This window comes from Aeromonas veronii bv. veronii (genome assembly GCF_000820225.1).
GTDB classification, from domain to species: Bacteria; Pseudomonadota; Gammaproteobacteria; order Enterobacterales; family Aeromonadaceae; genus Aeromonas; species Aeromonas veronii.
Genome location: NZ_CDDK01000018.1, coordinates 48730 through 66894, shown reverse-complemented (window position 1 = coordinate 66894; position 18165 = coordinate 48730). Strand labels below are relative to the sequence as shown.

Genomic DNA, 18165 nt, shown 5'->3' with positions numbered 1-18165 from the left:
ATATCTCACTGATTATGTTATTTTAATTGCCACTTTTATCGGACATTCAAGAGCAGACCATGAGCAAGGCAAAAATCGGTATCGTCACCGTCAGCGATCGTGCCAGCGCGGGCATCTATGAAGACCTCTCCGGCAAGGCTATCATCGACACCCTGAACGCTTATCTGACCTCGGAGTGGGAACCTGTCTATCAGGTGATCCCCGATGAGCAGGATCAGATTGAAGCGACCCTGATCCGGCTGGCGGATGAGGAGCAGTGTTGTCTCATCGTCACCACAGGCGGCACCGGTCCGGCCAAGCGGGATGTCACGCCGGAAGCGACCGAGGCGGTATGTGATCGCATGATGCCGGGCTTTGGCGAGCTGATGCGGGCCGAATCCCTCAAATTTGTGCCGACCGCCATTCTGTCGCGCCAGACTGCTGGACTGCGCGACGATACCCTGATCGTCAATCTGCCGGGCAAGCCCAAATCAATCCGCGAATGTCTGGATGCAGTCTTCCCCGCCATCCCCTACTGTATCGATTTGATGGAAGGGCCGTATCTCGAGTGCGATGAAACTGTCATCAAGCCGTTTCGGCCGAAAAAATAGCGAACCCGACCATAAAAAATAATGGCGAGCCACGGCTCGCCATTATTTTTAACTCATCTGTCTGCGCAGAAAAACCACATCAATTATTTGCGGCCGAATACTTTTACGCCCGCTTTGCTGCGCTCTGAATTACCGTACACTTCGATTTTTTTCACACAACGGCGCGAGCCCAGTGATTTCCACTCGGTCTCTTTATCACTGCTCATTTCCCGATCGAAACGAATGGTCTTGGTACGATCACCACCATAGGTCACCACCACCCGATCCAGGGTCAAATCACGCTCTGCCTTCACCTTGATATATTTGGTCTGACGGCAAACCACCAAAGGAATTGTCGCACCATGATCACCGGCTCCCAGCAAAATAGTCCGCCCCAGCGTGAACTGATCGTCACCGGCATGGCTGGCTGACGCCACCACCAGCAAGGCACCACCCAGCAAGCTGCGTGCAGAAAAACGGGAATTCCAGATAGACATCAAGGACATAACACCTCCAATAAAAAATGGAGTGTGATGATAAGGGTTAAACCATAACGGAAGCTGTATCACAGCTGAATTTGCTGCGAATGTGCGGGGATCAACAGAGAAAACAGCGCGACTTTTCGGCAAAAAGAGAAGAGCCGCAGATAGCGGCCCTTGCGGCAAGAGAGCGCTTAGCGCTCCATGATTTGGGTCACGTCATCTTTCTTGATCATTACCTCGCGCCCTTCATGATCGTAATAGCGATACATGCCGGTGCTCTCGTCCAGCTTGGGTTTGCTCTCTGTGGTGATCATCTTGCCATCCTTGGTGCTCATGATGTATTGGGAGCTGCATGCCACCAGCCCCAGGGCGCACACCAGGATCATCATCAGTTTTTTCATTGCGGCCTCTTCTGCGATCATCCTCACCACGAGGATGTTTCTTGAAGCCTAGTTCAATCGCACGGCACGGGATGACGCGATGAGCAAAGCGGGATCGCCGTCAATAATCAGCAACTTAGCCTAGTTATCTGGCCGGGTGGCGAGCGCAATGAAAAAGGCCGGACATCTCTGTCCGGCCTCTTCTTTCAAGCGCAAGAACGCAATCATGACTTGGCGGGCTGACGCTCACCGGTCACGGTCGGGTTCTTGGGATCGGAACTCCACTCGTACCAACCGCCGTCGTAGACGCTGATCTGTTTCCAGTCCATCAGCCAGGCGTAGAAGAAAGCCTCGGAGGCGCGCCAGCCGGTACCGCAGTAGAACGCCGCCTGCTGGGTTGGCTCGATATTCCACTGGTCCCACATGGCGAGGATCTCGCGGGCCGGCTTCATGGTGCCGTCCGGGTTGTGGAAGTCGCTCATGCTGTTGGCATCGACCCCGCCGTGACCCCACTTGGCCCCCGGGATATCGCCCTTCGGCTTGATGTAGCTGTAACCTGAGGTGTTGCCGACAAACTCGTCCCAGGTACGCACGCTGACCAGTGCGCTATCGGGCTTCTTGAGCAGCTCTTTCGCCTGACTTAGCGTGGTGTAGTACTCGGGGTGAGCGGGAATGGCCACGCCAAACTCCTTCACCGGCTCATATTTGTTGGGCAGACCCGTTTCGGTGCGCAGGTGCTGGATAAACCAGGCATCCAGGCCACCGTCCAGCAGGCGCACATCTTCCACCCCCGCATACATCATCAGGTGCGCAGCACGGGCAGCCGCCATGGTGTTGCGACCATAGAGGATAACGGTGGTGTCGTGACGGATGCCGTTATCCAGCAGCAGCTTCTTGAGCGCTTCGTCAGAGACCTTGTTCCACAGCGGCTCCTCTTCGAGGCTGTTGGTATCGATATATCCGGCCCCCGGGATGTGGCTGATGAGGTAGGCCTTGGGTGAACCCCAATCCACTTCAAACAGCTTCCAGTCTCCCTTGGGCGCCGCCGCAACCGGCTTGCCCTCTTGCAGATCCGCCAACCAGCGCGGATAGACCAGCTGCTGCCAGCGTGCCAGCGACTCGCGCGGTGCGGCTTGCCAACCTTGCAGCTCGAACAGCTGCTTGATCCCCTGCTTGCGCAGCAGACGGGCCACCTCGGCCACTTCGCGGGACGCACCGTAGAGGGCAACCGGACGCTCAGCCTTCAGCCCCTTGATCTCGAGCGCCTTTGGCCACTCTTCATCGCTGTATTTCCACTCGGCAGAGAGGTTCTCGGCGCCCGCCACATGGCCGCCCTGCTTCTCCCCTTCCATCGGCCACCCCTGATAGAAGTAGCTGGCGCGGGTATCCAGGATGACAGCCTGTTTGGCCTTGGCATCGGCCAGCGAGAGCGGTGGCAACTCCCCTGCCACGGCGGGCAGGGCACACCAGAGCAGTAAGGTCGCCAGCGCGGCCTGCAGGAAGCGAAGATGTCGTTTCATGGTGATTTCTCGATTCATAGTGAACAAGGTTAAAAAATGGAGCGACCCAGCCGCTCGGCCAGCAGCTCCAACGCCGCCGTGCCCGCCAGCGAGTTGCCGGCTTTGTTGAGCTCGGGCGACCAGACACAGACGCAGAGCTCACCCGGGATCAGGGCGATGATACCGCCGCCGACACCCGATTTGCCCGGCATGCCGACCCGATAGGCAAAATCGCCCGCCTCATCATAGAGACCGCAGGTGGCGAGCAGGGCGTTGACCTGCTTGGTGGTGCGGGCGGGCAGCAGCGGTACGCTCTCGCCCAGTGGCACACCACGGTTGGCCAGATAGATGAATGCCCGCGCCAGATCGACGCAGCTCATGCGAATGGCACAGGCATTGAAGTAGCTTTGCAGCACCTTGTCCACTTCGTTTTCGAAGTTGCCATAGGCCTTCATCAGATAGGCGATGGCGGCGTTGCGGGCAGAGTGCTGATATTCGGAGCGGGCGACCACCTGATCCGCCATGATGGCCGGATTGCCGGAAAGACGGCGCACCAGCTCGAGGGTACGCTGACGGGGCGCAGTGAGGCGGGTCTCCAGCAGATCGCTCACCACCAGCGCCCCGGCATTGATAAAGGGGTTGCGGGGGATCCCCTGCTCGAACTCGAGCTGTACCAGCGAGTTGAAGGGCTGGCCGGAGGGCTCCTTGCCCACCCGGGCCCAGATCTCCTCCTCCTGATAGAGAGTGAGTGCCAGGGTCAGGCTCAGGGCCTTGGAGATACTCTGGATGGAGAAGGGTTCAAAAGCGTCACCGGCGGTGAACAGCTCACCCTCGACGGTACAGACTGCAATACCAAGCCGATCGGCCGGTACCTGAGCCAGTGCCGGAATGTAGTCGGCCACCTTGCCTTGTCCCAGCAACGGGCGCACCTCTTCAAGGATGCTGGCCAGTAATTCGGATGACAACACCATAAGCAATAAGCGATTCCATGACTAAAACAGCGGTGGAGATCCCATCCCCACTGACAAAAATCCCGCCAGCGGCGGGATTTTTCAGTTACCCACAACAAGGCGCCAGATGCGGCAGCCTTGTATCAGGCCGGTTCACCGTACCAGAGGTCGAACAGCTCGGTAACGACCACGGCTTCCATCCCCTTGCCTTCCAGCCAGGATTTGACGGCGGCGCGGTCTTCTTCGGTACACTTGCCCAGTTGCTGGGTACAGATCATCCCTTCCCAGGCCAGGTGACCGGAGCCGGCAAAAGCCAGTTTACGGGGTTCAACAACCTCATCGATCATCGCATCGACTACCGCATCGATGGTCTCTTCGGCAGTGCCGACCGGGAAGTTGAAACTGATGTCGAAACCCATTTCCTGGAATTCATCGACGCGCAGTTTCTTGCGCAGGCGGCGGCTACGATTGGCCATGATAGCTCCTCAAGTTAGTTGATACGCTAGGTGTGTTGACGTGCCAGCTTAGCTGACACGCTTGAAAATCAGATCCCAAACCCCGTGGCCGAGACGGTGGCCACGTTGTTCAAATTTGGTCAGCGGACGCCAGTCCGGACGGGGCACCCAGTTGCCGGTGGCGGAGGTGTTCTCGTAACCCTCGGCGGCGCTCATCACTTCCAGCATATGCTCGGCATAGTTTTCCCAGTCGGTAGCCATGTGGAACACGCCACCGATGGCCAGCTTCTGGCGAATATCCTGGGCAAACGCAGGCTGTACGATGCGACGCTTGTGGTGACGGCTCTTGTGCCAGGGGTCCGGGAAGAAGAGCTGCAGGCAGGAGAGTGAACCGTTCGGGATCATGTGCTCCAGCACCTCGACCGCATCGTGGCAGATCACCTTCAGATTGGTGACACCCGCTTCCTGAGCGGTACCCAGACAGGCGCCCACGCCCGGGGAATGCACTTCAATGCCGATGAAGTTCTTCTCGGGGGCATTCTTGGCCATCTCCACCAGAGAGGCGCCCATGCCAAAGCCGATCTCCAGCACCACAGGTGCCTCGCGGCCAAACAGCGCGACCAGATCGAGCTGCTTTGGCTCGAAATCGATGCCCATGACCGGCCAGAGCTCTTCCAGGGCCTTCTCCTGCCCTTTGGTCAGGCGGCCTTCGCGACGGACAAAGCTGCGGATCTTGCGCATGAACTTGCCGTCTTCGTTAAATACATCTTGGGTCACAGGCATAATGGTCTCGTTATTTCATCAATCCGGGTAATACATCTTGTGTTCGATCCCGAGCGGGACCGCTCGCGGCTCGGCATTTCATCGACCCGCGAAAACAGGGGAGCGAATTATCCCAAGATAGGCCCAAGGCGCAAGTGTTTCGCGCAACAAATATTCCGGCCATCCACTTCCCTGCCCCCTCACTGGCATCACCATACCGACTAACCGTCCAATATAATCCGCAGCAGAGTCGTTCCAGCCCTTTTTTGGCGATTTTTGTGACAATCATTGCCTCATTTCTGAAATCTGATACAAACGGATAACCTGGCGGTCGAATGGAGCGACCGCCCACATGCCGAGAGAATTGTCTATGCAGCCGTTTTTTGCCCAGCGCTTCGAGAAGGTTGAACCTTCCTTTATCCGTGAAATCCTCAAAGTTGCCGCCAATCCGGAGATCATCTCCTTCGCCGGTGGCCTGCCCAATCCCCACCTGTTTCCGGTCAAGGCGATCGATCAGGCCTGTCAGGATGTGCTGCGCGAACAGGGGGCTGCTGCCCTGCAATATGCGGCGACCGAAGGCTTCGCCCCGCTGCGCCAATATATTGCCGACCGCTATCTGGCCCGCCACGGCATGCAGGTCAATCCGGACAACATCCTGATCACCAGCGGCTCCCAGCAAGCGCTGGATCTGCTGGGCAAGGTGCTGATCGACGAGGGTCAGGATCTCATCATCGAAGAGCCGGGTTACCTTGGCGCTATTCAGGCTTTCTCTGTCTACCAACCCACCTTCAAGCCGATTACTCTCGGCGAAGCCGGGCTGGATCTGGCGGCGCTGGATGCGCTGCTGGCAAGCGGATCCAATGCCAAGCTGCTCTACGGCGTGCCCAACTTCCAGAACCCGAGCGGTGTCTCTTATAGCCGTGCCAACCGCGAGGCACTGGCCGAGCGACTGGTGCGCCACGAGCTGTTGATGGTGGAAGATGATCCCTACGGCGAGCTGCGTTTCGAGGGCGAACATATGCCCCCCATTGCCAAGCTGGCGCCAAACAATACCGTGCTGCTCGGCTCATTCTCCAAGACCGTGGTGCCCGCCTTCCGGCTGGGCTGGATGGTAATGCCGGACTGGCTGCGCAAGAAGGTGACTATCGCCAAGCAGGCGACCGATCTGCACAGCAACGCCTTCAGCCAGCAGGTGCTGCACCGCTTCCTGACCGACAACTCTCTCGACGCTCACCTGGAGAAGATCAAGGAGGTCTATGGTCGCCAGCGTGCCGCCATGGAGGCCGCGCTGGCCCGTCACTGCCCGCCCGGCGTCAGCTACACCCGACCGGAAGGGGGTATGTTCCTCTGGCTGACCCTGCCAGCCCACATCAGTGCCATGGCGCTGTTTGACGAGGCGATCAAGGAGAAGGTGGCCTTCGTACCCGGCGCCCCCTTCTACGTGCGCCCCGAGATCAAGAACACCCTGCGCCTGAGCTTCTCCTGCGTCGATGAAGCGACCATTGAAGAGGGGGTCAAACGCTTGGCCCGCGCCCTCCAGCGCATGCTCTGATCGCCCAAGCCAAACCGTATCAACAAAAAAACCAGCGGCGATCGCTGGTTTTTTTATGCTCCCCATTCAACCGTTCAGCCAAACAGGGTCTTGCAAAACTGCTTCATCGGGATGGGGCGGCTGTAACGATACCCTTGCAGATAGTCAACGTGGCGCGCCCGCAGGTAGTCCGCCTGCGACTGCTTCTCGACCCCCTCCGCGATCAGGATCAATTCAAGTCGCTTCGCCAGATCAATCACGTTTTCAACGATATGGCTGGAGAGTGCATCCGTGCCGATCATCTCCACAAAGCTCCGATCAATCTTGAGTGCATCGACCTGAAACTGTTGCAGATAGGTGAGACTGGAATGACCGGTGCCAAAATCATCGATAGAGATCAACACGCCCAGTTTGCGCAACTCGGCAAACATCTGAGCGGTTGTCTCATCAGCCACCAGCAGTTCACGCTCAGTCAGCTCCAGCCCCAAATCAACGGGATTGTCCTTAAACGCGTCGAGAAAGGCCTTGCAGTCAGCCAACAGGTCGAGATCCTGAAAGTGCTTGGCGCTGATATTGAAGCAAAAATGAAACTTTGCCGGCAGCTTGCGGGCATAAGGGGAGAAGTGGTCGCGCACCTGCGCCATCAACAGGCTGGTCATGGGCACGATAAGCCCGCTATCTTCCGCCAGCGGAATAAAGCGATCCGGCGAGATCATCCCCTGCTTGGGATGCTGCCAGCGCATCAGCACCTCACAGCCACGCCACTGCTCATCCTCACCGGAGACCACCGGCTGCAGGTAGGGGATAAACTCCTCTTCGATCAACGCCCGCTTGAGCTCCTCCGCTGGTGAGCTGCTACGCCCCATCAGCCTGAAGGTGCCGAATCCAATCAGCAGCGCCAGCAGCGGAGAGAGGATCAAGGTATATCTGGAGTAGCGCCATGCGTGACTCCAGTAGTCATGCACCGTGACCCGGGTGACGACCTGATAGGGGAAATCGGCCGACGCGAGGGCAATATAACCCTCTTCTGTCGGAGAGGGCGCAGCCCCGACCTGACCTGAGCCAAACAGAGCCCTCTGCCCCACCACGAGAGCCATCGGGGAGTTCTTGCTGGAGATCTCCAGGGTATTTCGCAGGTAGTAGCCATCTACACCGATCAGCACACTCCCCTTGTCCGTTTCATGACGCAGCACGATCAAGGGGCGATCCGGTGTGACCTCATTGCCAGGCAGCAGTTGCAACCTGCCATCCACATAGCGGTCGGGATTGAAGGGGCCATCGTAGTCACCATAGAGCGAGGTGCAATAGATGTGGCTGCCGACAGCCAGATTGGCGGAACGGACATAAGGCACCGTGGCCACCTGCTCGCGCAGCAGTTGTGCCGCCTCCTTGCACGAGTGACCCAGCATCCCCTTCACATTGATGGCCGCCTGCCGGGCATGGCCGATGGAGCGCTCAAACATCACACGGGCATGCTGCAACCGTGAATCGGCATCACGCTCTGTCTCCGTCACCGTCTGCCAGATAACGGCAACAACCCCCAGCAGCAGGATCCCGCCCCCCATCAGCAGCGCCAACAGAATCCTCGAGTAAAGCTGGCGAAGTTTCAAACGACGAAATGGCATGGCGGCCTCTTTGATGCTCGGATAATGGGTGACAGCCTCGGTGGACAGGCGAAAAGGGTCGCCATAATAGCGATTGTTCAACAAATGTCCACACAACAAAAATCAATCAATTCAAACTATTGTTCAACAATATGTCGTAAGAAGAGGATAGAGTTAACAAACGTCAAACAGAAAACTCCCGAAGCACGTCTCACTTGTTGAAGGGAAGCCACACCATTAAAGTTGAGCAAACGGCAGCAGGAGCATGCAGCGATGAAGATTCTTATTACCGGAGGAACCGGCTTTATCGGCCGCAAGCTGGTTGCCCATCTCAAGGTCAATCACGAGGTCGTGGTATTGAGCAGGCAGGGGAGCCGCGCTTACTCCCTGCTCGGTCACGATATCAAGGTATTGGATAACCTCGACCGGCTCGATGACCTCAATGACGTGGACGCGGTGATCAATCTGGCCGGCGAACCCATCGCCGCCGGACGCTGGAGCGAGTCGCGCAAACAGCTGCTCTGCGATAGCCGCTGGCTACTGACCGAGCAACTGGTGGATCTCATCAAGCTATCCAGCACGCCGCCCAAGGTGCTGATCAACGCCTCCGCCATCGGCTGGTATGGCAGACAGGGCACCGAAACCCTCGATGAGCAGTGCCGCTCTCCCAACGACGAGTTTACCCACCAACTCTGCCAGCAGTGGGAAACCTTGGCGCAGGAGGCCCAGAGCCGCCAAACCCGGGTCTGTATCGTGCGGATCGGGCTGGTGCTTGGCATGGATGGCGGCGCCCTGCCCAAAATGCTCCCCCCCTACCGACTCGGACTCGGCGGCCCCATGGGATCGGGCAGCCAGATGATGAGCTGGATCCATGTGCAGGATCTGGTGCGCGCCATGCTGTTCTTGCTGGATCACAAAGAGTGCAGCGGCATTTTCAACGGCACTGCGCCCCATCCGGTCAGCAACCGGGAGTTTAGCCAGACCCTTGCCACCACGCTGCACCGTCCACACCTCTTTTTCGTCCCGGCGCCGCTGTTGCAACTGGTGATGGGGGAGGCGGCAGATCTGCTGCTGACCGGACAAAAGGTGATACCAGCAAGGCTGCAACAGGCCGGTTTTCACTTCAGCTATCCCGAGCTGCCGAGCGCCCTCACCAATCTGCTGCGTGAGCCCCGCTAACTCACACCCGCTCGCTGCGTCTGCTCGTCAGCACCTCGCATAACAAGCAGCCCGGCCAATGGCCGGGCTGCTTGTTTATTGTGGCTGCGCTATTGCGCCTTGTGTGCATCGGCTCGCGCTGGCGGGATTACAACAACCCCTGCCCCAGACCCCGCAGCCGATCGCTCAGGGTGCCAGCCAGCAGCTGGCGCTGCATCCCCTGCCCCGCCAGCGTCACCAGCAGTGCCCCCAGCGTCGGCAGGCCGAGCCAGATAGCCCAGTGGAACTGCCACTGCCCCTCGAACCACCACCACTGCAGGCCAAAGGAGCAGAGCTCCACCACCATGGCGGCACAGAGCCCCGCCAGCGCACCACTGGCCACCAGCTCCCAACGCAGCATCTTTTTCAGCAGGTCGCTGCTGGCGCCCAAGGTACGCATCAGCAACAGCTCGCGCCGACGCTGGGCCATGCTGGCCTGGGTCTGGGTCAGCAGCACCAGCAGCGCGGCCACTGTCACCAGCCCCAGCATCAGTGCCAGCGCCCTACTCACCTGCTCCGATACCTGAGTGAGCCGCGCAATCAGGTCATCCACATCGATAAGACTCACCGTGGGGTGACGGCGGATCAACTCCACCTCGGCAGTGCGCCCCGCTTCGGGCAGCCGGTAGCTGCCAAGCCAGGTTCGGGAGAAGGGTGCCAGCAGATCCTCGGAGAAGATCATGTAGAAGTTGGGGCGCATGTTGTCCCACTTGATGCTGCGCAGACTGGTGACCCTGGCGCCAAAGCTGCGCCCCTCGATGGTAAAGGCGAGCATGTCCCCCAGCTTGATATCGAGCCGCTTGGCCAACTCGCTATCCACCGACACCTCGCCGGGCCCGGCAAGCCATTTCCCGGCCACCAGCTTGTTGTCGATGGGCAGGGTTGCCGTGGTAGTAAAGTTGAGCTCCCGATCGACCCCCTCGCGGCCACTACTGGCCCCCTCGCCCACCGCCTCACCGGCGATATGGGTCAGCCTGCCGCGCACCATGGGGTAAAAGTCGGAAGTGGTGGCCCCGGCAGCCGCCAGTTCGCTCAGGATCCCCTCCCGCTCGTTCTCGGCCACATTGACCAAAAAACGGTTGGGCGCATCGACGGGGAGACGTGCTGAAAACTCATCCAGCAGATCGACCCGGGCCGCCCATAGCAAGCCAAACAGCATCAGCGCCAGCGCAAAGCCCGCCAGCTGAAACAGGCCGCTGCTGCGCTCGCGCGACAGGTGGGCCAGCGCCAGCCGCAAGGCATGAGGCCCGCTCACTCTCGCTCCCAGCCGCAACATCAGCGCCGCCAGCAGGGCCAGCAGCCCCATCAGCAAGCCCATGCCCCCCACCAGCCCCAGCGCCAGCCGCACATCGGCGGTAAAGCCCCAGACCAGCGCAAACAGCCCGAACAGGCCGACCGGCAGGGCCAGCCAGGGGGGAATACCCGCCTCCAGCTCCCGGCGCAATACCCGCAGCGGCGGCACCTTCAGCAGACGCAAGAAGGGCACAAAAGCGAGCAGCAGGGTGATAAAGAGCGCTACCGCCACCCCCAACGCAAAGGGGCGCCAGGAGGGGGGTGGCAGATCCGGCGGCAGCAGGTCCCCCAGCAGTTGCAAGGTGATCCACTGCATGGCTGTGCCCGCCACCAGACCCAGCAACGCACCGATCAGCGTCAGCGATAGCAGCAGGGTTCCCATCAGTTGCCAGAGCGAGCGACGAGATGCCCCCAGCGTCTTGAGCAGCGCCACCATATTGGTCTGGCGCTCGGCAAAGTGGCGCACCGCAATACCCATCGCCAACGCCCCCAGCAACACCCCGCTTAGCGAGGCAAGCCGAAAGAAACGTTCTGCATTGGCCAGCGAGCGGCCCACTTGGGATTCGCTGTCATCCGGTTTGATCCACTTCTGTCCGGCCTGCAATTGCGGCAGCAGCCATTGCTCGTAACGGGCCAGCGCCTCTCTCGGCCCCTTGAACAGATAGCGCCACTGCTGGCGGCTGCCGGGAAGCAGGGCGCCGGTCGCCTCGATATCGGCTGTGTGGATCAGCGCCCGCGGCGCCAGCAGGAAGGGGCTGAAGCCCTGATCCGGCTCTTCGCCAAGCAGGCCTGCCACCTTGAGCACCGTATTGCCCACCTCCAGCTCATCCCCCGTTTTGGCCTTGAGCAGCTGCATCACCCGGGCGGAGAGCCAGATCTCGCCGGGAGCCGGGGCGCGGGCAGGTTCCAGAGTGAGCTTGCCGTAGAAGGGAAAACCATCGGGCACGGCCCGAATGGAGGCAAGCTGCAGCGCATCACCGTGAAACAGCATGCTGTTGAAGCTGACGGTGGTCTGCACCGCCAAGCCATCCTGTTTCGCTCGTTCCAGCCAACCATCCGGCAGGGCGGCGGCGGTGCGCAGCACCCGATCCGCTCCGATAAAGTCGCGGCCCGACGCCTTGAGTCCGGCATCGAGCCGATCCGCCACCAATGCCACACTCAAGACACACGCCACGCTAAGCGCAAGCGCCAGCACAAACCAGCGCAGCTCGCCGCTGAAACCTTCCCGGCGCAGCAGTCGCCATCCCAATCGCCACTGCATCATCCCTTGCATCTCCCGCCTGACCCGCAGCTCACCCCGTTACACCACATCATGGGCCACCTCGCGCTCCAGCCGACCCGCCGTCATGACCACTTGCCGCTGACAGCGTTCGGCCAGCTGATGGTCATGGGTTACCACCACTAGCGTGGTGCCGTGCTTGCGATTGAGTTCAAACAGCAGCTCGATCACCTTCTCGCCGGTCTTGCTGTCGAGGTTGCCGGTCGGCTCGTCCGCCAACAGCAGGCTGGGACGGGTCATAAAGGCGCGAGCAATGGCCACCCGCTGCTGCTCACCGCCGGAGAGCCGTGGCGGCAGATGGTGCAACCGCTCGCCAAGCCCGACTGCCGCCAACAGCTCGCGGGCCCTTGGTTCGCAATCCCGCTCCCCGCGCAGCTCGGCGGGCAGCATCACATTCTCGAGCGCCGTCATGGTCGGGAGCAGCAGGAACGACTGGAACACAAAGCCGATCTGTTCGGCGCGCAATCGGGCCCGCCCCTCCTCATCCAGCTCACCGAGAGATTTGCCGAGGATCTCGATGTCTCCCTGACTCGGCAGATCGAGCCCGGCCAGCAGCCCCAGCAGGGTGGACTTGCCGGAGCCGGAGGCGCCGACCAGTGCCACCGTCTCGCCGCTATTGACTTGCAGATCGATCCCTTCAAGGATGGTGAGGCTTTCCTGGCCGAGGCGAACCGATTTGCCGAGGCCCTTGACGACAATAATGGGGGTTGAACTCATGCTCTGTATCCTTTGTTCCAATCCCTTGATGACAATCCATAGCGGGAGTTGAATTGATGGTGCGTATTCTGTTTGCCTTGTTCGTTGGCCTTGGCAGCCTGCTTTCATCGGCTCAGGCCCAGACCCTGTTGGTGCTGGGAGACAGCCTGAGCGCCGGCTATCAGATGCAGGTTGAGCAGAGCTGGCCCGCCCTGCTCAACCAGAAATGGCAGGAGGAGGGGGGCAAACACACCCTGCTCAATGCCAGCATCAGCGGTGAAACGACCCAAGGGGCGCTGGCCCGTCTGCCCGCTCTGCTGAAGGAGCACAAGCCGGACTGGCTGCTGATCGAACTGGGGGGCAACGATGGCCTGCGCGGCTTCGCACCGACCATTACCCGCCAGAATCTGGCCAGCATGATCGCGCTCGCCAAGGAGCAGCAGACCCGTGTGGTGTTGACCCAAATCCAGCTGCCCCGCAACTACGGTGCCCGCTATCTGCGCCAGTTCGAACAGATCTTTCCCGAGTTGGCCCAGGCTAACGATCTGCCGCTGCTGCCCTTCTTTATGGATGATATTGCGCTGCGCCCTGAACTTATGATGAACGATGGTATTCATCCCACCCCGGCGGCCCAGCCACAAATCCGCGATAAAGTCGCCCGCTTTATGGAGCCGCTGCTCAGCCAATAAGCCCGCCGTCTATCACCAATATCCCATAACAAAATATCCCGCCAAAATCGGATGCTTTGAATGGTCGACGATCTCTGCGTGGCACCTTGATTCAACCAATCCATCGCCAATACCCAATAACAACACATCCCGCCGAAGCGGGATGTGTTGTTATTGATTTAGCATAACCGGCAGGCAACTTCTCAGCTTTCCAGCACCTGACGCAGCCGCTCCTGGGCCACCCCCACCAGCAAGTCGGGCTGGAATTTGGAGATAAAGCGGTCGCACCCCACCTTCTTGACCATGGCTTCGTTGAAGTTGCCGCTCAGGGAGGTGTTGAGGGTGATAAAGAGGTCAGACATGCGCGGATCGCTGCGCACCTCGTGGGTCAGGCGGTAGCCGTCCATCTCCGGCATTTCGGCATCGGTGATCATCAGCAGGATCTCGTCGGTCACCTTCTTGCCAGCATCGCACCACCCCTTGAGCAGGGTCAGCGCCTGCAAACCATCCTGACACTCGATCACCTCAAGCCCAAGCTGGCCCAGGGTCTCGCGCACCAGATTGCGGGCGGTGCTGGAGTCATCGACGATCAGCACTTTGCGGCCATGCATCTCGGGCAGGATCTCCCGGTCCAGCACCTCCTCGGAGATGCGGATGTCATAGGTGATGATCTCCGCCAGCACCTTCTCCACATCGATGATCTCGACGATCTGATCCACTCCATCTTCGGGAATGCGGGTGATGGCAGTGAGGTAGTTGGCGCGCCCGGCGGAGCGCGGCGGTGGCAGTATGTCCTTCCAGGTCATGTTGACGATGTTGGCCACCTGCCCCACCAGAAAGCCCTGAATGGTGCGGTTGTACTCGGTGATGATGAGGTTGGATTCACTGTCGATGGGCATGGGGCGCATACCGATGGCGCTGCGCAGGTTGATCACCGGGATCGAGGTACCGCGGATATTGGCCACCCCACTGATATTGTGATGGGAGCCCGGCATCTTGCTCAGATGGGGCAACTTGACCACTTCCCGTACCTTGAAGACGTTGATGGCGAACATCTGACGGGTGCCGAGACGAAACATCAACAACTCGAGGCGGTTTTCCCCCACCAGTTGAGTTCGTTGATCAACGGAATCCAATATACTCGCCATACGCTGATATCCATCTGATTATTAATCGACTCTATTATAGAGGCTGCCCGCCAGGAAAGGCAGGCGCATTTTCAACCAGAGCGACCAACCAGACAAAAAAAGTGAGGCCGAAGCCTCACTTATCTCATTGATTTTAAAATCAATAGCTACAGACAGACTTCCAGCTGCCATCGGTTGCCTTGGGCTCGCTGCTGGTCCACCAGTTCGCCTGCCACACTACCTTGTTATGGGTGATGCGATCGCCGCCATTGGCATGATCCCCCTGCGGCCAGCTCGGATAGGCCTTGTAGGCCGCCGGATTGACGTTCTGGCTGCTGCAGCTGGTACCCGGATTCTCGCCGCCACCCGAGCCCAGCACGGCCTCCGGCAGGGTCGGGAACTCGGCCTTGAGACCAATGGTCTGGCTGCCGCTGATGATGCGCATACCGCTCGGCACGCCAGCGGCGGGCAGGTAGTAAGTCATGGCGACTTCAATCTCGGCCCCCGGCGCCAGAGTCTGCCAACCCGGCAGGTTCATGGCGACCTTGTGGAAGTCCTTCTCGTTGGCAATGCCTTCCGAATTGTCGTTGCCACCGCTCTCCACCACTTTCAGCCCCATGCCACTCTGATCCGTGATGGTGTCAGAGGTGGACGTGGGCACCAGAAACTCGATGCGCGCGCCGCCTGGAATGGTCTGGGTCGACTTGTTGACCAGCTTGAGTTTCGGGTTGATCGGGTAGTTGGAGTCCCCTTCCTTGAAGCCGGAGAGGCTGACCTGGATGTCGAGCTGGGCGCTCGGCGCGGCCAGATCGTTTTGCTTGGTATTGTACGGAGTTGCCTTGGCAAACTTCTCGTAAGCCAGGGTGGTCAGGGTGCTGCCTATGCCGTACTCGTTCTTGGCCGGATCGAAGGCGTAGTCACCCGCCATCTCCCAGAACATCACGCCACCCAGACCGCGCTTGATGATGTAGTCGAGCTTGTGGCCCATGGACTCTTCATCTTCGGTTGAGAGGAACACCTTCTTCTCTTCGTTCCACAGCCAGGGGGCGTGGGCCTTGTCATCGTAGTAACGCACATACTTGCCCTGTATCACGTGAGCCGGATTGTTGGGATCCAGACCCCAGGCCGTGCCGTAGCTGGGCAGAGTCGTGATGCCGAGGCTGGCCGCATTCTCCAGGTTCTTGGCATGCCACATGGGCACGGCGCCACCGCCGATCTCTTTGCCGTTCTTGTCGAGATCATGCCAGATGTTGTCGATGCCGACCGCCCCGTTGCCGCACGGAATGGTGCTGCCACCTGTGCCCGGCTGGCACTCGTTCTGACTCGGCAGGGCTGCCTTGCCACCCAACCCATGACTGCCACCGCTCACCCCCTGCCAACCGCGGGTGTAATAGGGCACGCCAACGTTGATCTTGCCAGCCACCAGCGCACCGCGGAAGTAGTGAGCAGACCAGGCGGCGTTGAGGTAACCGATACCGCCAAACTGGGTCTGGGTATAGACGCCCCAGTGGGAGAGCTCGGGGTCGGCATTGTTGTCGAACAGGGCCGCGTTGTGACCGACAAAGTGGTTCCAGGCGCCGTGGAAGTCATAGGTCATCAGGTTGACGTAGTCGAGGTACTGGGTGACCTGGAAGTTCTCCATCCCGCGCAGCAGATAGGCAGAAGCCGGTGAGGCGATGGTCAGCATATACTTGCGGCCATCTTCGTTACCGGCGTTGTCGAGCCGCGCCCGCAAGGTCTTCATCAGCACCTCGTAATTGGCAAACAGCTTGGCCCGGCACTGGTTGGAGAGCGGGAAGTCGTTGGGGTTGCCCGCATCCTTCATTGAGGTGGGGTATTCGTAGTCGATATCGACCCCGTCAAAACCGTACTGGCGGATAAAGCTCACCGCCGAGTCAGCCAGGGTGTTGATACCGGCAGTATTGACCGAGCAGTCACCCTTGGTAGTGGCAGTGTAGAAACCGCGCGTATCGGCCCAGCCCCCGACCGAGATCAGGGTCTTCACGTCCGGATACTGCTTCTTGTACTTCGACAGCAGGTTGAAGTGGCCCTTGTAGGCAAATTCAGGATCCATCTCGGCACCCGGCACGCCATCCCAGGTCATCTTGGTGGCTGCATCGTCCACCTTGATGGTGTGGCTCTGCTCATCCACCGCCGCGAAGGCGTAGTTGATGTGGGTGATCTTGTTCCATGGAATATCGCTCACCAGATAGGCGGGCAGGCCGTTCTTTCCGGTGCGCCAGGAGGTGAAGTAGCCGATGACACGGCGGGCATGGTCATCCCCCATGCACTCGTAGCCATCCGGGCGATAGACCTGGCGAATGTCACAAGAGAGGTTACCACCGGTGGGCGGCAGCGCGGCCTCCTCGACATTGACGGTCACCGCCGCCGACTCACCGCTCAGATTGGTCTTGTCTGTGGCCACCAGCTTGAGGGCGGCACTCCCTTTGGCATCCGGTGTCCAGTTCACCTGCCAGGGGGCAGTGGTATCTTCGCCCACCTTCTTGCCGTCGACATAGAGCTCGACTTTGGCCACATCGTTGTTGGCATCGGTGACGTTACCGCTCACCGCCACACTGCGACCCAGCGTCACCTTGGCGCCATTGGCCGGGCTGCTGATGCTCGCCTTGGGCGCCTCTGGCGCGACCACGGCGGCGACGTTGAAGCTCGAATCCGCCTCGCTCAGCACCTTGCCATCTTTATCCAGCGCCCGTGCCTTGAGGGTATGGGCCCCCACTCCGGCGGCGCTCCAGCTGGCACTCCAGGGCGAGGCGCTCGCCGTGGCGACCAGCTTGCCGTCGACAAGATATTCCACCCGGGCCAAGGCCGTTACCGGGCCGCTCAAGGTCACCGCCAGCGCCACGCTTGCTCCTTCATTAAAACTGGAACCGGTAGCCGGTGAGCTGACGGCTACGCCGAGCGCCGGAGGGGGCACCTCGCCACCATAGGGCTTCCAGGCATCTGCCCAGACCACACCGACACCCGGCTCATAGTGATAGGGGGATGCCCCGCACCAGCCTGAATAGGGAAATTCTTTGCACTCGTAGAGGGCACCGACGTTGCTGACGATATCGCCAGCCTTGTAGGCAGTACCGGATTTATAGGCGGGATAAGCGGCCTGAGCCCAGGCGGGCGCAGCCGCAAGGGCGACCAGCATGGCAAGCCTGCTGGGTCTGAAGAGCTGTTGCATATTGTTATCTTCCTTGTTTTGTCTTGGCATTGGTAACCAAGGCAAAGAACAATCGCAACCTGCATGATGGGCGCAGACAACGGGCAATGGACCTGCCACAAAAACCACCCCTCACCCAGGGAAACCCCGCTATCTGGATCCACGATCGAGACCGGAAGCATTGCGCCCCGACATCACTGCCGGTTTGCCCTTTACCTGGGTTCCGTGAGGAACGAACCCAGTATAGGAAGGCGACAAGATCCCCTCAATCTTTATTCTCAAAGAGAATTATCCCCTGCCACGAAAGCGTCATGATCTCAGGGTTAAAATTGATTGAATTATCAAAAAAATCATATCGTTACTGGGATCATAAAAACGCTTTCCCGCACCTTCCCAGATTCATTTAATGTGCGTTGGCTCACTGGTATGACATGCCAGAAATGTGACAATGCGCGCCCTTGGTCAACGAGCCAAGGCTATGGAATCACTGGCAAAAATAAAAAA

The 18165-nt window shown here is 59.6% G+C and carries 15 protein-coding genes and 1 riboswitch; of the genes, 4 read left to right on the top strand and 11 right to left on the bottom strand.

The genetic code is table 11. The annotated features are described in order from the left end of the window. The first annotated feature begins 59 nt into the window (after positions 1-59). Positions 60-590 carry a molybdopterin adenylyltransferase gene (mog, locus tag BN1139_RS06520; RefSeq protein ID WP_005354170.1) on the top strand — a complete coding sequence of 177 codons (531 nt, stop codon included), beginning with the start codon at positions 60-62 and terminating at the stop codon, positions 588-590. 83 nt (positions 591-673) lie between these two features. On the opposite strand, the gene BN1139_RS06515 is transcribed toward mog, so the two are convergent. The 6 genes from BN1139_RS06515 to trmB form a co-directional block, all read right to left on the bottom strand. Then, positions 674-1075: a DUF2541 family protein gene (locus tag BN1139_RS06515; RefSeq protein ID WP_005335217.1), complete on the bottom strand. Its 402-nt coding sequence runs from the start codon at positions 1073-1075 to the stop codon at positions 674-676. Between the two features lie 167 nt (positions 1076-1242). After that, the gene (locus BN1139_RS06510; RefSeq protein WP_005335219.1) at positions 1243-1452 is read right to left on the bottom strand and encodes a YgdI/YgdR family lipoprotein; all 210 of its coding nucleotides are present in this window, start codon (positions 1450-1452) and stop codon (positions 1243-1245) included. A gap of 203 nt (positions 1453-1655) precedes the next feature. Next, complete coding sequence (locus tag BN1139_RS06505; protein ID WP_005354172.1) at positions 1656-2951, bottom strand: sulfurtransferase; 1296 nt, start codon at positions 2949-2951, stop codon at positions 1656-1658. A gap of 29 nt (positions 2952-2980) precedes the next feature. Then, complete coding sequence (gene glsB / locus BN1139_RS06500; RefSeq protein WP_005348151.1) at positions 2981-3901, bottom strand: glutaminase B; 921 nt, start codon at positions 3899-3901, stop codon at positions 2981-2983. Positions 3902-4023: 122 nt separating this feature from the next. Then, the gene (locus tag BN1139_RS06495; protein WP_005348158.1) at positions 4024-4356 is read right to left on the bottom strand and encodes a YggL family protein; all 333 of its coding nucleotides are present in this window, start codon (positions 4354-4356) and stop codon (positions 4024-4026) included. Positions 4357-4404: 48 nt separating this feature from the next. After that, positions 4405-5118, bottom strand: coding sequence for a tRNA (guanosine(46)-N7)-methyltransferase TrmB (gene trmB / locus BN1139_RS06490; protein ID WP_005335228.1), 714 nt, complete (start codon positions 5116-5118; stop codon positions 4405-4407). 349 nt (positions 5119-5467) lie between these two features. Between trmB and BN1139_RS06485 the strand changes: the two genes are divergently transcribed. Continuing rightward, complete coding sequence (locus tag BN1139_RS06485) at positions 5468-6649, top strand: aminotransferase-like domain-containing protein (protein WP_013723512.1); 1182 nt, start codon at positions 5468-5470, stop codon at positions 6647-6649. Between the two features lie 74 nt (positions 6650-6723). Here BN1139_RS06485 and BN1139_RS06480 read toward each other — a convergent pair whose 3' ends face one another. Next, a complete protein-coding gene (locus BN1139_RS06480) occupies positions 6724-8253 on the bottom strand; it encodes an EAL domain-containing protein (RefSeq protein ID WP_041915437.1) in 1530 nt (509 codons plus the stop codon). Between the two features lie 252 nt (positions 8254-8505). Here BN1139_RS06480 and BN1139_RS06475 point away from each other — a divergent pair, with 252 nt between their 5' ends. Then, on the top strand, positions 8506-9411 hold the full coding sequence (locus tag BN1139_RS06475; RefSeq protein ID WP_005354176.1) for a TIGR01777 family oxidoreductase: 906 nt from the start codon (positions 8506-8508) through the stop codon (positions 9409-9411). 127 nt (positions 9412-9538) lie between these two features. Here BN1139_RS06475 and BN1139_RS06470 read toward each other — a convergent pair whose 3' ends face one another. After that, complete coding sequence (locus BN1139_RS06470; protein ID WP_005354177.1) at positions 9539-11986, bottom strand: ABC transporter permease; 2448 nt, start codon at positions 11984-11986, stop codon at positions 9539-9541. A gap of 36 nt (positions 11987-12022) precedes the next feature. Beyond that, positions 12023-12718: an ABC transporter ATP-binding protein gene (locus BN1139_RS06465; protein WP_005354178.1), complete on the bottom strand. Its 696-nt coding sequence runs from the start codon at positions 12716-12718 to the stop codon at positions 12023-12025. A 56-nt stretch (positions 12719-12774) separates the two neighbouring features. On the opposite strand from BN1139_RS06465, the gene BN1139_RS06460 reads away from it, so the two are divergent. Next, positions 12775-13386: an arylesterase gene (locus tag BN1139_RS06460; protein WP_005335237.1), complete on the top strand. Its 612-nt coding sequence runs from the start codon at positions 12775-12777 to the stop codon at positions 13384-13386. A 182-nt stretch (positions 13387-13568) separates the two neighbouring features. Here the strand turns inward: BN1139_RS06460 and BN1139_RS06455 are convergent, their stop codons facing one another. Both BN1139_RS06455 and BN1139_RS06450 read right to left on the bottom strand, forming a co-directional pair. Then, positions 13569-14513 carry a chemotaxis protein CheV gene (locus BN1139_RS06455; RefSeq protein WP_005335238.1) on the bottom strand — a complete coding sequence of 315 codons (945 nt, stop codon included), beginning with the start codon at positions 14511-14513 and terminating at the stop codon, positions 13569-13571. 139 nt (positions 14514-14652) lie between these two features. After that, a complete protein-coding gene (locus tag BN1139_RS06450; RefSeq protein WP_005354179.1) occupies positions 14653-17682 on the bottom strand; it encodes a glycosyl hydrolase family 18 protein in 3030 nt (1009 codons plus the stop codon). A gap of 116 nt (positions 17683-17798) precedes the next feature. Continuing rightward, positions 17799-17881: riboswitch (cyclic di-GMP riboswitch) on the bottom strand. Positions 17882-18165: the final 284 nt, after the last annotated feature.

Coding starts and splice junctions, on each gene's coding strand:
- mog (WP_005354170.1), top strand. CDS start 60: ATGAGCAAGGCAAAAATCGGTATCGTCACCGTCAGCGATCGTGCCAGC.
- BN1139_RS06515 (WP_005335217.1), bottom strand. CDS start 1,075: ATGTCCTTGATGTCTATCTGGAATTCCCGTTTTTCTGCACGCAGCTTG.
- BN1139_RS06510 (WP_005335219.1), bottom strand. CDS start 1,452: ATGAAAAAACTGATGATGATCCTGGTGTGCGCCCTGGGGCTGGTGGCA.
- BN1139_RS06505 (WP_005354172.1), bottom strand. CDS start 2,951: ATGAAACGACATCTTCGCTTCCTGCAGGCCGCGCTGGCGACCTTACTG.
- glsB (WP_005348151.1), bottom strand. CDS start 3,901: ATGGTGTTGTCATCCGAATTACTGGCCAGCATCCTTGAAGAGGTGCGC.
- BN1139_RS06495 (WP_005348158.1), bottom strand. CDS start 4,356: ATGGCCAATCGTAGCCGCCGCCTGCGCAAGAAACTGCGCGTCGATGAA.
- trmB (WP_005335228.1), bottom strand. CDS start 5,118: ATGCCTGTGACCCAAGATGTATTTAACGAAGACGGCAAGTTCATGCGC.
- BN1139_RS06485 (WP_013723512.1), top strand. CDS start 5,468: ATGCAGCCGTTTTTTGCCCAGCGCTTCGAGAAGGTTGAACCTTCCTTT.
- BN1139_RS06480 (WP_041915437.1), bottom strand. CDS start 8,253: ATGCCATTTCGTCGTTTGAAACTTCGCCAGCTTTACTCGAGGATTCTG.
- BN1139_RS06475 (WP_005354176.1), top strand. CDS start 8,506: ATGAAGATTCTTATTACCGGAGGAACCGGCTTTATCGGCCGCAAGCTG.
- BN1139_RS06470 (WP_005354177.1), bottom strand. CDS start 11,986: ATGATGCAGTGGCGATTGGGATGGCGACTGCTGCGCCGGGAAGGTTTC.
- BN1139_RS06465 (WP_005354178.1), bottom strand. CDS start 12,718: ATGAGTTCAACCCCCATTATTGTCGTCAAGGGCCTCGGCAAATCGGTT.
- BN1139_RS06460 (WP_005335237.1), top strand. CDS start 12,775: ATGGTGCGTATTCTGTTTGCCTTGTTCGTTGGCCTTGGCAGCCTGCTT.
- BN1139_RS06455 (WP_005335238.1), bottom strand. CDS start 14,513: ATGGCGAGTATATTGGATTCCGTTGATCAACGAACTCAACTGGTGGGG.
- BN1139_RS06450 (WP_005354179.1), bottom strand. CDS start 17,682: ATGCAACAGCTCTTCAGACCCAGCAGGCTTGCCATGCTGGTCGCCCTT.